The following is a 13058-nucleotide window of genomic DNA, read 5'->3' on the forward strand; positions in this document are numbered from 1 at the left end:
CGATGCGACCTTGTCGGCGTCCTTGACTTAAGTCGGATAACCACAAAGTCGTACGAATCGCATGAGCCACATGAAAGAGGTCGGGCGGATGAAGGTCACCGCACAGAGGTTCGCCGTCGGCGTGGCCACCACGGCGCTGGTCGCGGGGATCGCGGGCTGCGGCGGCTCCGGCCCGGACGGGGGGAAGGAGGGTGCTCCGGGTGCGCGGAAGGTGGCCCCGGCCCCCCGCGCCCCACGGCTCATCGGCGACGGCTCCACCGCCTTCACCGGCGTCCAGCCCCGCCAGCTGCGGCCCGAGCGGCTGAAGCCCGGCCAGCGGCCGCCGCAGTTCGTGGTGTTCTCCTGGGACGGGGCGGGGGAGGACAGTCAGAAGCTCTTCTCCCACTTCCGCTCGGTGGGCCGGAAGTACGGCGCCACGATGACGTACTTCCTCAGCGGCGTCTATCTGCTGCCGGAGGAGAAGGCGGACCTGTATCTGCCGCCGCAGCACGACGCCGGCCGCTCCGACATCGGTTTCAACGACGTCCAGGGCATCAGGGACACCGTGCGCGAGCTGCGCGGCGCCTGGCAGGAGGGCAACGAGGTCGGTACGCACTTCAACGGCCACTTCTGCGGTGCGGACGGCGGGGTCGGCACCTGGTCGGTGGACGAGTGGAAGAGCGAGATCAGCCAGGCCAAGTCCTTTGTGAAGAACTGGCGGACGAACGCGGGGCTGAGGTCCGAGCAGCCGCTGCCCTTCGACTACGACAAGGAGCTGGTCGGCGCGCGCACCCCCTGCCTGGAGGGCCGGAAGAACTTCGTCCGGGCGGCGAGCGAGCTGGGCTTCCGCTATGACACCAGCGGCGTCAACGACCAGGTCTGGCCGGAGAGGGACCACGGGCTGTGGGATCTGTCGATGCAGCTCGTCCCGTTCCCCGGGCACTCCTACGAGACGCTGTCGATGGACTACAACTTCATGATCAACCAGTCCGGCACGGTCCACGGCGAGCAGGCCCTGCACCGGCTCTGGGGCGACCAGATGCGCGACGGGCTGATCGGCGCCTTCGACCGCTCCTACCAGGGCAACCGCGCGCCGCTGATCATCGGCAACCACTTCGAGTCCTGGAACGGCGGCACCTACATGCGCGCCATCGAGGAGGCCATCGCCACGGTCTGCGTACAGAAGGAGGTGCGGTGCGTCTCCTTCAAGCAGCTCGCGGACTGGCTCGACGTCCAGGATCCCGAAGTGCTGCGCAAGCTGAGGACCCTGGAGGTCGGTGAGCGGCCGCAGGGCGGCTGGGCGGACTTCCTCGCCGCCCGGCCCGCTGTGCAGAGATCAGCGGCGGCGCCGGGAGCGGTGGACCGGCCCGCTCAGCAGGACCGGTCCGTGACGGCCGCGCAGCCGCCCGCCCTCGTCGGCACCGGCGATGACGACGACGATGACGACGATGACGATGACGACGACGGGGAGGACGGCGAGGACGACGAGGGCAGGGCGGCCGACCTGCCCGACGTGATCACGCCGGCAGTGGGGAGCTGATCCGGTCCGCGTTCCCTGTGTGCTCTGCGTTCTCCCCGAGGACGAATCCGGGGTCGACCTGGGCTGCCAGGTCGGCCCCGGTCTTGGCGTTCCCCCAGCTCTCCGCGTTCTTCAGATGGAAGTGGACCATCTGACGGGTGTAGCGCTCCCAGTCCCGGCGCGCGTACGAGCCGTCGGCGGCGGCGCGCAGGGCCGTCAGCGCCCGCTGGTTCTCCGGCTCCAGCGCCGCGAGACCCCGGGGCCGGCCCTTCTCCATCGCCCGCACCCAGTCGGACTGGCCGACCGTCACCAGCAGGTCGTCGCCGACCTCCGCCCGCAGGAAGTCGATGTCGTCCTGGCCCTGGATCTTGTTGCCGACGACCTTCAGGGCGACGCCGAAGTCCCGTGCGTACTCGGTGTACTGGCGGTAGACCGACACCCCCTTGCGGGTCGGCTCGACCACCAGGAACGTCATGTCGAAACGGGTGAACATGCCCGAGGCGAAGGAGTCCGAGCCGGCGGTCATGTCGACCACCACGTACTCGTCCTGCCCGTCCACCAGATGGTTCAGGCACAGCTCCACGGCGCCCACCTTGGAGTGGTAGCAGGCCACCCCGAGGTCCGACTCGGTGAACGGGCCGGTCGCCATCAGGCGGATCTCCCCGTTCTCCCCGCCGTCCAGCAGGACCGTACGGGCGCAGGCGTCGTAGACGGGGTTGTCCTCGGCGACCCGCAGCAGCCGGGAGCCCTCGCCCGGGGGAGTCGTCTTGATCATGGTGTCGGCCGAGGTGATCCGGGGGTTCGAGCCCCGCAGATACTCCTTGATCAGCGGTAGGTGGGCGCCCATCGCGGGCAGGGCGCCCGCCTGCTCCTCGTCGAGGCCGAGCGCGACCCCCAGATGCTGGTTGATGTCCGCGTCCACCGCGACGACGGGAGCACCCTGGGCGGCCAGTTGGCGGATGAAGAGCGAGGACAGCGTCGTCTTGCCGCTGCCGCCCTTGCCTACGAAAGCGATCTTCATGTTCACCTAGGGTAGTGGTCTGCTCGCCCGGTGCTGTCAAGTGAAGTGAAGAAGACCACTCCAAGGGGGGACGTGGGTCGACGGCGCGTAGCCTCGCGGCTATGAGTACGCATGCGTCGCCGCCCGCCTCCTCCGCCGCCGCGCCGGGGGATCCGCTCGCCGCCCTGGCCGTGCTGCCGGGGGTCGCGGACTCCGTGGCCGGGGTGCGCAAGGCCGTCGACCGGGTCTACGGGCACCGGATCATGCGCCGCAGAAGTGCCGAGGTCACGGCCGAGGCGGCGCTGCGCGGAGCGCGGGGTTCCGCCGCGCTGTCCGGGGCCGACTGGGCGCTGGAGGAGGTCCGCAGGCGCAGCGACTTCGGCCGGGACCCCGAGGGGCGTACGGTCGGCGCGGCGCTCCGGCTCGCCGCCGAGTCGGGTCAACTTCTCTCCGTCTGGCGGCAGTCACCGCTTCGGGTGCTGGCCCGGCTGCATCTGCTCGCCGCCGGCGGGGCGGCCGACGACGGTGCGGTGGGCCGCCCCCGGCTGGCGGGCGAGCCGGTCGACGAGCCGTTGATCGAGGCCCCGCTGCCGGCCGCCGCCGAGATGAGCGGGCGGTTGGAGGGGTTGTCCGGCCTGATCGTCGCGGGTGGTGAGGCCCCCGCGCTGGTGACGGCGGCGGTGGCGCACGGGGAACTGCTGGCGCTGCGCCCGTTCGCCTCGGACAACGGACTGGTGGCGCGGGCCGCCCAGCGGATCGTCCTCATCGGCTCCGGGCTCGACCCCAAGGGGATCTGCCCCGCCGAGGTCGGCCACGCGGAGCAGGGCCGGGCGGCCTACGCGGCGGCCTTTGACGGCTATCTGTCCGGTACGCCGGAGGGGATGGCGGCGTGGATCGCACACTGCGGCCGGGCGGTCGAGCTGGGGGCCCGGGAGTCGACGGCGGTGTGCGAGGCGCTCCAGCGCGGAGCCGCCTGAAAGAGTGAAACGGCCCGGACAGGGTTGCGGCGGTACCGGTTCGGTACCGCCGCTGCATGTCCGCCGAGTTACCAAGCGTCCTCGATGTGCTGCGCCCATCAAGCCGGGAACTGTTGCCCGTGGCCTGGTGCGGCTGGCCCGTATTCGACGGGTCGACGTCGCGTGGGTGCTCGGTTTTCATACGTCGGTCCGTGGGGCCTTGATGCGTTACAGGTGATCCTCTCGGATATCCGTGGTCTCGCGGGCCGTTGACTCCTTTGTACTCCAGCCCGCCGGGAAGCGGAAGCCCCAGCTCCAGTTCTTTACTTTTGTGTTCAAATTCGGGTGAAACGGGCGGCCGCCCGGGTGGAGCCGCCCGAGCGGCCCAGGCTGCCCAGGGCGCCGATGCCGGCGATACCCCCGGCGATGCCCGTGGTGATCGTTCCCGGGCCGCCGACGCCGCTCGTGCCGCCGATGGCGTCGACACTCTTGAGGACGGCGTCGGCCACGGCAGGGCGGAGGGCCGGGTGGCGCAGGGCCGCCGCTGCCGCCCGCGCCGCCGCACCGCGCCGGCGGCTCGCGTACCAGACCAGCCCCGCGGTGGCCGCCGCGGCGCCCACCGCGGCCGCGGCCACCAGGGCCGGGCGCGGCGGCAGGGAGAGCGCCGGCAGCCGCTGCTTCAGCCGGACCGGGCGGTTGAAGACGAGAACCGGCCAGTCTCGCGCGGCCGCTTCCCGGCGAAGCCCGCGATCGGGATTGACCGCGTAGGGGTGACCCACCGATTCCAGCATCGGTATGTCGGTGACGGAGTCGCTGTACGCGTAACAGCGGTCGAGGTCGTATCCCTCCGACTCGGCCAGCTCGCGGATGGCCTCCGCCTTGGTGGGCCCGTACGCGTAGTACTCCACTTCGCCGGTGAAGCAGCCGTCGTCGCCGACGACCATCCGGGTGGCGACCACCCGATCGGCGCCCAGCAGCTCGCCGATCGGCTCGACGACCTCGGATCCCGAGGTGGAGACGATCACCACATCGCGCCCGGCGGTGTGGTGTTCCTCGATGAGGGACGCCGCCTCGTCGTAGATGATCGGATCGATGAGATCGTGCAGGGTCTCGGCGACGATCTCCTTCACCTGCTGGACGTTCCAGCCTTTGCAGAGCGCGGAGAGGTACTCCCGCATCCGCTCCATCTGGTCGTGGTCGGCGCCGCCCGCGAGAAAAACGAACTGGGCATAGGCGGTGCGCAGGACGGCTCGCCGGTTGATCAGGCCGCCGTGGTAGAAGGACTTGCTGAAGGTCAGCGCCGAAGACTTCGCAATGACCGTCTTGTCCAGGTCAAAGAACGCAGCTGTGCGAGGCAACGAGTGGTTTTCCACGAGCTGAGCATAGGTGCCCGCCATTCGGCGTACCCCGAGGGCGTGTGGGTTTGCCTGAGAAGGGCTTCGGGTACACCATGGAAGTCACGGATCGTTCGCGACCGTGCTAACCCGGATCGGCTCCTCCCCCCCCGAGCCGACCGGAGAGACGACCCCCGCTCTCCCCCCCGGCGGGGGTCGTCGCATGTCCGGACGCGTTTTTCGGATGTGCTTCAGATCCACTTCTGCTCCCACCTCTCCTCGACGAGCTTCTTGCGACAGGGCCCATACCACTCTGCATGGTCACTGTCCGTAGCGGAAGAGGTGCGGCCGGGAGTCACCGGTATGGGCTACGGAGATATTCACAACCGGCGGTCCGTCCACAGCTTTTCAGCAAGATCCACACGATTTCCGAGTGCGCTGCACCGTGATTCCACCCGCGAAGTCCGCGGGGTCCGGGAATCACCGATCCCGTATCACGGCGGGGTCGGGGCAATCAGGGGGTGGAGATCGTGGCTGGATCCAACTCGCCGAAGGGGACACCGGCCGCCGGAGAACGGCGGCCCGTGCCTCTGATCGTGACCGAGGACATGGAACTGCTCGACGATCTGCTGCGGCTGTGCGCCGCGGCGGGGACCGAGCCGGAGGTCCATCACGCGGTGCCCGAGCGGCGGGGCGCCTGGGAGGAGGCGCCGCTGGTCCTCGTGGGCGACGACGCGGCGGCGCGCTGCCGGGGCGCCGCCCGCCGCGAGGGGGTGCTGCTGGTGGGGCGGGAGCAGGACGACCCCGGTGTCTGGCGGCTCGCCGTCGAGATCGGGGCCGACGAGGTCCTGCGGCTCCCCGACGCCGAGCGCCTGCTCGTGGACCGGATCGCCGACGCGGCCGAGGGCGTCGGCGACCCCGCGGCGACCATCGGGGTCATCGGCGGCTGCGGCGGGGCCGGGGCGTCCACCCTGGCCTGCGCCCTGGCCGTGACAGCCGCGCGGGAGGGCCGCCGCACCGTCCTCGTCGACGGCGACCCGCTCGGCGGGGGCATCGACGTGCTGCTCGGCGGTGAGCGCGCCGAGGGCAGAAGGTGGCCGGATTTCGCCTCTGCGAGGGGCCGGGTCGCGGGTGGAGCGCTGGAGGAGTCGCTGCCCCGGTTGCACCGGCTGCGGGTGCTGAGCTGGGACCGGGGCGACTCGGTCGTGGTCCCGCCCGATGCCCTGCGATCGGTGCTGTCGGCGGCCCGCCGGGGCGGCGGGGTGGTCGTGGTGGATCTGCCGCGCCGGGTGGACGAAGGGGTGGCCGAGGCGCTGGCCCAGCTCGATCTGGGGCTGCTGATGGTGCCGGGCGAGCTGCGGTCCGTCGCCGCCGCCAACCGGGTCGCCTCGACCGTGGGCATGGTCCTGCGGGATCTGCGGATCGTCACCCGCCGCCCCTACGGCCCGGGGCTCGACGACGGCTGGGTTGCCGCGTCGCTGGGGCTGCCGTTGGTGGGCGAGGTGCCCTGGGAGAGCCGCGTGCCCACCGGCCCGCCCGAGGAGACCCTCCCGGGCCGCCCCGGTACCCCGCTCGCCCGGTTCTGCTCCGTCTTCTGGGAGCGGGCCCTCGCCCCGGGGACGCCGTCATGAGCGCGGGACTGCTCGACAGCGCGCGACTGCTCGACGCCGTGCGCCAAAGGCTCGCGGAGAGCGGCGAGGAACCCACCCCGGCCCGGGTCGCGGCCGCCCTGCGCGCCCAGGGCCGTCTGCTGGGCACGGCGGAGATCCTCGGCGGCACCGAGGAGCTGCGGTGCGAGCTGGTGGGCAGCGGCCCGCTGGAACCGCTGCTGGCGGATCCTTCGGTCACCGACGTCCTGGTCTCCGCGCCCGACCGGGTCTGGGTGGACCGGGGCCGCGGGCTGGAGCGGACGGAGGTGACCTTCGCCGACGCGGCGTCGGTGCGCAGGCTGGCCCAGCGCCTCGCCGCCGTCGCCGGGCGCCGGCTGGACGACGCCCGGCCGTGGGTGGACGCCCGGCTCCCCGACGGGACCAGGATGCACGCCGTCATCCCGCCGGTCGCCGTCGGATCGACCTGCCTGTCGCTGCGGGTGGTGCGGCCCAGGGCGTTCTCGATGGCGGAGCTGGTGGCCGCCGGGACCCTGCCGCCGGGCGGCGACCGGCTGCTGCGGGCCGTCGTCGACGCCCGGCTCTCGTTCCTGATCAGCGGCGGCACCGGCACCGGGAAGACGACCCTCCTCGCCGGCCTGCTCGGACTGGTGGGCGACCGCGAGCGGATCGTCGTCGCGGAGGACTCCGCCGAGCTGCGGCCCGGCCACCCCCACACGGTCCGCCTCCAGTCCCGCACGCCGAACCAGGAGGGCGCGGGCCTGGTCACCCTGCGGGATCTCGTCCGGCAGGCCCTGCGGATGCGGCCGGACCGTCTGGTGGTGGGGGAGGTCCGGGGCGCCGAGGTCACCGAGCTGCTGAGCGCCCTCAACACCGGCCACGACGGGGGCTGCGGCACCGTCCACGCCAACGCCGCGGCGGACGTACCGGCCCGGCTGGAGGCCCTGGCGACCGCCGCGGGACTGGACCGGGCGGCCCTCCACAGCCAGCTGGCCGCCGCGCTCTCGCTGGTGATCCATCTCGTGCGGGACCGGGACGGCCGGCGGCGGGTCGCCGAGGTGCACACCCTGGAGCGGGACCCGGCCGGATGGGTGCGGACCGTCCCGGCGCTGCGCTGGGGCGCGGAGGAATTCACCCGGCAGCAGGGCTGGGAGCGGCTGAGGGGCCTCCTCGGGGCCGCCCTGTGAACGCGGTGGAGCCGCTCCATGTGACGGCGCTGTGCCTGGCGGTGGCGGCCCTGCTGCTGGCGGGAGGGGACACCGGTCCCGGGCGGGCCCGGCTGCTGCTGGCCGGCGCGGAAGCGGTCCGGCCCACCCCCTGGCGGCCGCCCCGGTGGCCCGCGCACCTGGCCCGGCCCGGCCGGGAGTGGATCTGCCTGCCGGCCGGGCTCGTCCTCGCGGTGGCGGCCCGGTCGCCGCTGCCGCTGCTCGCGGGGGCCGCCGCCGTGCCTTTGGTGCGGCGCCGGCTGCGGGCCGCGCGGCGGAGCGCGGAGCGCGGGCGCCGTGCCGAAGCGGTGATCGCGCTGGTCGGTGCCGTCGCCGCCGAGCTGCGGGCCGGGCTCCAGCCGGGGCAGGCGCTGCTGGCCGCCGCCGCGACGGTGGACGCCCTCGGCCCCGGCGGGACGACGGTGGCCGCGGCGGCCCGCTTCGGCGGGAATGTCCCCGAAGCGCTGCGGGAGGCGGCCCGGGCGCCCGGCGCCGACGGCCTCGTGGGGCTGGCCGCCTGCTGGCGGGTGACCGTCGACGGCGGAGCCGGCCTGGCGGCCGCGCTCGACCGGCTGGAGGCGGCCCTGCGGGCCGAGCGGGACCAGCACGAGGAGCTGCGGGCGCAGCTCGCGGGCGCCCGCTCCACCATCGGGCTGCTGGCCCTCCTCCCGGCGTTCGCCCTCGCCATGGGCTGGGCCCTGGGGGCCGAGCCGCTGCGGGTGCTGCTGCGGACCCCGGCGGGCCTGTTCTGCCTGGCGGTCGGCGGGGCTCTGGAGGCGGCCGGGCTCTGGTGGGCCGCGCGGATCGTCCGCGCGGTGCCGAAGCCTCCGGCGGGAGCGGTCCGGTGAGGGCCGGGGCGGCGGTGTGCGCGCTGCTCGCCGCCGTTCTCTGGCTGGCGTTCACGGCAGCGGCGGTGCGCCGGAGACGGACGGCCCGCCGCCGGGGTGCGGCTCTGCTGGGACTGCCGGTCCTGCGACGGCCCCGGCCGGACCTCCGGCGCAGGGCCCGGCCCTGGGTGGCCCCGGCGGGGGCGCTCATCGCGCTCTGGGTCCTCGTCGAGGGCGTTCCCGGTCTGCTGCTGGGGCTTGTGGCCGCCGGCGGGGTACGGCGGTGGCGGACGGGCCCGCGGGCGCCCGTGGCGGCCAGGGAGCCCGTCGTGGACCCCAGGCTGCCGCTGGCGGCCGATCTGCTGGCCGCGTGCCTGACGGCCGGGGCCGCACCGCACGAGGCGGCGGAGGCGGTCGGGGACTCCCTGGGCGGCCCGGTCGGGGACCGGCTGCTCCGGGCCTGCGCGGCGCTCCGCCTCGGCGGCGAACCGGGCCGGGCGTGGGGCGCCCTCGCCGCGCTGGCCGGGGCGGCCGGGCTGGCCCGCTGTCTGGAGCGCGCCCACGTCGGCGGCTCCCCGGCGGCGGAGCCGGTCTCCCGGATCGCCGGGCGGCTGCGCGCCGACGCCGCCCGTGCCACGACGGCCCGCGCCCGCCGGGCCCAGGTCCTGATCACCGCCCCGGTGGGGCTGTGCTTTCTGCCCGCCTTCCTGGCCGTCGGAGTGGCCCCCGTGGTCATCGGCCTGGCGGACGGGCTGCTGAGCGGTCATTGAACGGTCATGGGAAACGGTCATGGAACGAGAAGTCCTGGGGGTTCGCACGATGGTGAAGACGATCACGCTGCGGTGGTGGCTCGGGCGGGGGCGCCGACCGGTCGCGGATGGCGCTGTCCGGCGCGGCAGGCGGCCACGTTCCGGCCGGTTCGGGGATGCCGGGATGACCACGTCCGAGTACGCGATGGGGACGATCGCGGCCTGTGCCTTCGCGGCCGTCCTGTACAAGATCGTGACCAGTGGTGCCGTCGCCGGGGCGCTGGAGTCGCTGATCGGGAAGGCGCTCGATGCGCAGTTCTGACCGCGGTGGCCGTGGTGCCCGGGCAGGTGGTGCGCCGGGCCCGGTGCGGAGGCGCCGGCGGGTGGCCCGGGGAGAGCGGGGGGAGCGGGGGCGCGGCGGCGAGGACGGGATGGTGACGGCCGAGGCGGCCGTGGCGATGCCCGCCCTGGTGATCTTCGCGATGGGGCTGGTGTGGGCGCTGATGGCGGCGTCGGCGCAGATCCAGTGCGTCGACGCCGCCCGGACCGGGGCCCGGGCCGCCGCGCGCTCCGAGCCGTACGCCGTGGTGGTCGCCGCCGCCCGTGCGGCGGCCCCGGCGGACGCCCGGGTCGCGGTGGCGCGGGAGGGAGGGCTGTGGCGGGTCAGGGTCTCCGCTCCGGCGCCCGGGCCCGGGAGATGGGCGCTGACCCTCCGTGCGGAGGCGGTGGCCCTGGCCGAGGACACGATCCGGTCCGGCTCCGGAGGGCCCCCGTGAGCGGCCGGACGGGTGCCGTCGGCGCCGCGCCCGCGCCGGTGAGCGGTTCGGCGGCGGCGGCCGTCGGCTGGCCCCGGCCCGGGTGCGGGGCGCCCGCCCGCCTGGTCCGGCGATGCCGGGGACCGGGCGCGGACCGGGGAGTCGCGAGCGTCTGGACGGCGATGACGGCGTCGGCGCTGTGCGTGATCTTCGCCGCGGTGCTGGCGCTGGGACAGGTCGTCGCGGCCCGGCACCGCGCCGGAGCGGCGGCCGATCTGGCCGCCCTGGCCGCCGCCGACCACGCCCTCGCGGGGTCGTCCACCGCCTGTGGACACGCTCGGAGGGTCGCCCGGGCACAGGGCGCGGAGGTGGTCCGCTGCACGGTCCACGGCGAGCTGGCGGAGGTGTCCGCGCGGTTCCGCTTCGGGCCCTACGCCCTGGAGTCCCGGGCCCGTGCCGGACCGGCGGCGGCCGTCCACCCGCCCCCACCCGCCGCCGGACCGGCGATCCGGGCGGGCCCGGAAGGGCGCCGCTGTCCGGACGGAGCCGGGAGGCCGGCCGGTCCCACCGGCCCGTTTCCGCCCCGGGCGCGGTGCGCGGCAGGGCGTGGTGCGGGTCAGGGCTGGGGAGCGGCGTCGCGCAGCAGTTCCGACAGCAGGCGGACAGCGGCCCGCTTGTCCAGGGGGTCGTTGCCGTTGCCGCACTTCGGGGACTGGATGCAGGACGGGCAGCCCGCCGTGCACTCGCAGGCCGCGATGGCCTCCCGGGTCGCGTCCAGCCAGGCCCGGGCGGTGTGGAAGGCCCGTTCGGCGAAGCCCGCGCCGCCCGGGTGGCCGTCGTACACGAAGACGGTCGGCAGCCCGGTGTCGGGATGCTCCGGGACCGACACGCCGCCGATGTCCCAGCGGTCGCAGGTGGCGAAGAGCGGCAGCATGCCGATGGCGGCGTGTTCGGCGGCGTGCAGGGCGCCGCCGAGCTGCTCCGGCAGGACCCGGGCGGCGTCCAGCTGGGACTCGGTGACGGTCCACCACACGGCCCGGGTGCGCAGGGTGCGCGGGGGGAGGTCCAGCTTGGTCTCGCCCAGCACCTCCCCGGTGACGAGCTTGCGGCGGAGGAAGGAGACGACCTGGTTGGTGACCTCGACGGAGCCGAAGCAGAGACGGCCCTCGCCCCAGGGGATCTCGGTCTCGGTGTCGAGCACGGAGACGGTGGTGGTGTCCCGGGCGGTGGTGGAGTACGGCGGTACGGCGTCCTCCACGAGCGCCACCGAGTCCTCCAGGTCCAGCCGCCGCACCAGATAAGTGCGGCCCTGGTGGAGATGGACCGCGCCCTCGTGGACGCTGGTGTGGGCGGCCGACTCGTCGACGGTGCCGAGGAGGCGGCCCGTGGACTCCTCCACGATCTGCACCGGGCGGCCGCCCTCGCCCCGGATGTCGGTGAGGTCGACGGCCCGCTCCCGCCGGGTCCAGTGCCAGCCGGTGGCGCGGCGGCGCAGCAGCCGGGCGGCCTCCAGCTGGGGCATCAGCCCGGCGGCGGCCGGTCCGAAGAGTTCCAGGTCGGCTTCGGTGAGCGGCAGCTCGGCGGCGGCCGCGCACAGATGGGGGGTGAGGACGTACGGATTGTCGGGATCGAGCACGGTGGACTCCACCGGCTGCCGGAAGAGCGCCTCGGGGTGGTGGACCAGGAAGGTGTCCAGCGGGTCGTCCCGGGCGACCAGGACGGCCAGGGCACCCCGGCCGGTGCGGCCCGCGCGGCCGGCCTGCTGCCAGAGCGAGGCCCGGGTGCCCGGATAGCCGCAGATCACCACCGCGTCCAGCCCGGAGACGTCGACACCCAGCTCCAGGGCGGTGGTGGCGGCGAGGCCCAGCAGTTCCCCGGAGTGCAGGGCGCTCTCCAGGGCCCGGCGCTCCTCGGGGAGATAGCCGCCCCGGTACGCGGCCACCCGCCGGGGCAGCGAGGAGTCGACCTCCGCCAGCCGTTCCTTGGCGATCACGGAGATCAGCTCGGCCCCCCGGCGGGACCGGACGAAGGCCACCGTGCGGACGCCCTGCACGGTCAGATCGGTGAGGAGATCGGCGGTCTCGGCCGTGGCGGTGCGGCGCACGGGGGCGCCCCGTTCGCCGCGGAGTTCGGTGAGCGGCGGCTCCCAGAGCGCGAAGACCAGTTCGCCGCGGGGCGAGGCGTCGTCGGAGACCTCCACCACCGGCACTCCGGTGAGCCGCTCGGCCGCGACGGCGGGTTCGGCGGCGGTCGCGGACGCCAGCAGGAAGACGGGGTCCGAGCCGTAGCGGGCGCATATCCGGCGCAGTCGCCGCAGGACCTGGGCGACGTGGGAGCCGAAGACGCCCCGGTAGGTGTGGCACTCGTCGATGACGACGTAGCGCAGCGAGCGCAGGAAGGAGGCCCAGCGCGGATGGGAGGGAAGGATCCCCCGGTGGAGCATGTCGGGATTGGTGAGCACATAGGTGGCGTACTGGCGCACCCACTCGCGCTCCTCGACGGGGGTGTCGCCGTCGTAGACGGCGGGGCGGATGCGATGGCCCAGCGGGGCCGCCAGTTCCTTCACGGCCCGGCACTGGTCGGCCGCCAGCGCCTTGGTGGGGGCGAGGTAGAGCGCGGTCGCGCCCCGGCCGTTGGGTGCCTCGGAGCCGTCGAGGAGGGTGGTCAGGACGGGGGCGAGATAGGCCAGGGACTTGCCCGACGCGGTGCCTGTGGCGATCACCACGGACTCGCCGTCCAGCGCGTGCCCGGCGGCGGTCGCCTGGTGGGTCCAGGGGTGCTCGGCGCCGGCGTCCCGCATGGCGTTGATCACTTCTGGGCGGATGCGGTGCGGCCAGACGGCATGGCGGCCCGGTCGCGGGGGCAAGTGCTCCGTATGAGTGATGCGCGCGGCCCGGCCCGCCCCCGTGGCGAGCCGGTCGAGGACCTCACCGGGGGAGGGGCGGGCGGCCCCGCTCTCGGGGGGTCGTCGGGGACGCAGATTCTTGGCCATCGGCACCGAGTGTGTCACTGGTGTGACGGACAATGGTCCCAAGGCGTCGTGCATGGCTGCTGGTAAGTGATTGAATGCCATCGCGGCTGGCGACCGTCCTCCGGCTCCGCCGGGGAGACCTGTGGGGGCGGCCGC

Annotated in this window: 10 protein-coding genes and 2 pseudogenes; 9 read left to right on the top strand and 3 right to left on the bottom strand. The window is 74.4% G+C overall.

Features of this window, described 5'->3' with window-relative positions:
* The first annotated feature begins 70 nt into the window (after positions 1-70).
* Positions 71-1519 (top strand): polysaccharide deacetylase family protein, encoded by a 1449-nt coding sequence (locus tag SYYSPA8_RS17090; RefSeq protein WP_407706020.1) that lies wholly within the window; start codon positions 71-73, stop codon positions 1517-1519.
* On the opposite strand, the gene SYYSPA8_RS17095 is transcribed toward SYYSPA8_RS17090, so the two are convergent.
* On the bottom strand, positions 1497-2519 hold the full coding sequence (locus SYYSPA8_RS17095) for an ATP-binding protein (RefSeq protein ID WP_323448044.1): 1023 nt from the start codon (positions 2517-2519) through the stop codon (positions 1497-1499). The genes SYYSPA8_RS17090 and SYYSPA8_RS17095 overlap by 23 nt on opposite strands.
* Before the next feature lie 101 nt (positions 2520-2620).
* Between SYYSPA8_RS17095 and SYYSPA8_RS17100 the strand changes: the two genes are divergently transcribed.
* Entirely contained in the window at positions 2621-3475 is an 855-nt protein-coding gene (locus tag SYYSPA8_RS17100) for a Fic family protein (RefSeq protein ID WP_323448045.1), read from the top strand.
* A gap of 521 nt (positions 3476-3996) precedes the next feature.
* Here SYYSPA8_RS17100 and SYYSPA8_RS17105 read toward each other — a convergent pair.
* A pseudogene (locus tag SYYSPA8_RS17105) lies at positions 3997-4851 on the bottom strand (HAD family hydrolase); the annotation flags it as partial.
* 458 nt (positions 4852-5309) lie between these two features.
* Between SYYSPA8_RS17105 and ssd the strand changes: the two are divergent.
* The 7 genes and pseudogenes from ssd to SYYSPA8_RS38400 form a co-directional block, all read left to right on the top strand.
* Entirely contained in the window at positions 5310-6419 is a 1110-nt protein-coding gene (ssd, locus tag SYYSPA8_RS17110; protein WP_323448046.1) for a septum site-determining protein Ssd, read from the top strand.
* Positions 6416-7582, top strand: coding sequence for a TadA family conjugal transfer-associated ATPase (locus tag SYYSPA8_RS17115; RefSeq protein ID WP_323448047.1), 1167 nt, complete (start codon positions 6416-6418; stop codon positions 7580-7582). The genes ssd and SYYSPA8_RS17115 overlap by 4 nt, the downstream gene beginning before the upstream one ends.
* Positions 7579-8448 (top strand): type II secretion system F family protein, encoded by an 870-nt coding sequence (locus tag SYYSPA8_RS17120; protein ID WP_323448048.1) that lies wholly within the window; start codon positions 7579-7581, stop codon positions 8446-8448. Before SYYSPA8_RS17115 ends, SYYSPA8_RS17120 begins: the two co-directional genes overlap by 4 nt.
* A complete protein-coding gene (locus SYYSPA8_RS17125; protein WP_323448049.1) occupies positions 8445-9197 on the top strand; it encodes a type II secretion system F family protein in 753 nt (250 codons plus the stop codon). The genes SYYSPA8_RS17120 and SYYSPA8_RS17125 overlap by 4 nt, the downstream gene beginning before the upstream one ends.
* Positions 9198-9246: 49 nt before the next feature.
* Positions 9247-9498, top strand: a complete 252-nt coding sequence (locus SYYSPA8_RS38395; protein WP_407706021.1) for a DUF4244 domain-containing protein — start codon at positions 9247-9249, stop codon at positions 9496-9498.
* A 109-nt stretch (positions 9499-9607) separates the two neighbouring features.
* Complete coding sequence (locus SYYSPA8_RS17135; RefSeq protein WP_323448158.1) at positions 9608-9952, top strand: TadE family type IV pilus minor pilin; 345 nt, start codon at positions 9608-9610, stop codon at positions 9950-9952.
* A gap of 161 nt (positions 9953-10113) precedes the next feature.
* Positions 10114-10335 (top strand): annotated as a pseudogene (locus SYYSPA8_RS38400) (Rv3654c family TadE-like protein); the annotation flags it as partial.
* Positions 10336-10547: 212 nt separating this feature from the next.
* Here the strand turns inward: SYYSPA8_RS38400 and SYYSPA8_RS17145 are convergent.
* Entirely contained in the window at positions 10548-13004 is a 2457-nt protein-coding gene (locus SYYSPA8_RS17145; RefSeq protein ID WP_323448051.1) for a DEAD/DEAH box helicase, read from the bottom strand.
* Positions 13005-13058 lie beyond the last annotated feature (54 nt).

It is taken from the genome of Streptomyces yaizuensis, from assembly GCF_034961445.1.
GTDB classification, from domain to species: Bacteria; Actinomycetota; Actinomycetes; order Streptomycetales; family Streptomycetaceae; genus Streptomyces; species Streptomyces yaizuensis.

Coding starts and splice junctions, on each gene's coding strand:
- SYYSPA8_RS17090 (WP_407706020.1), top strand. CDS start 71: ATGAAAGAGGTCGGGCGGATGAAGGTCACCGCACAGAGGTTCGCCGTC.
- SYYSPA8_RS17095 (WP_323448044.1), bottom strand. CDS start 2,519: ATGAAGATCGCTTTCGTAGGCAAGGGCGGCAGCGGCAAGACGACGCTG.
- SYYSPA8_RS17100 (WP_323448045.1), top strand. CDS start 2,621: ATGAGTACGCATGCGTCGCCGCCCGCCTCCTCCGCCGCCGCGCCGGGG.
- SYYSPA8_RS17115 (WP_323448047.1), top strand. CDS start 6,416: ATGAGCGCGGGACTGCTCGACAGCGCGCGACTGCTCGACGCCGTGCGC.
- SYYSPA8_RS38395 (WP_407706021.1), top strand. CDS start 9,247: ATGGTGAAGACGATCACGCTGCGGTGGTGGCTCGGGCGGGGGCGCCGA.
- SYYSPA8_RS17135 (WP_323448158.1), top strand. CDS start 9,608: ATGGTGACGGCCGAGGCGGCCGTGGCGATGCCCGCCCTGGTGATCTTC.
- SYYSPA8_RS17145 (WP_323448051.1), bottom strand. CDS start 13,004: ATGGCATTCAATCACTTACCAGCAGCCATGCACGACGCCTTGGGACCA.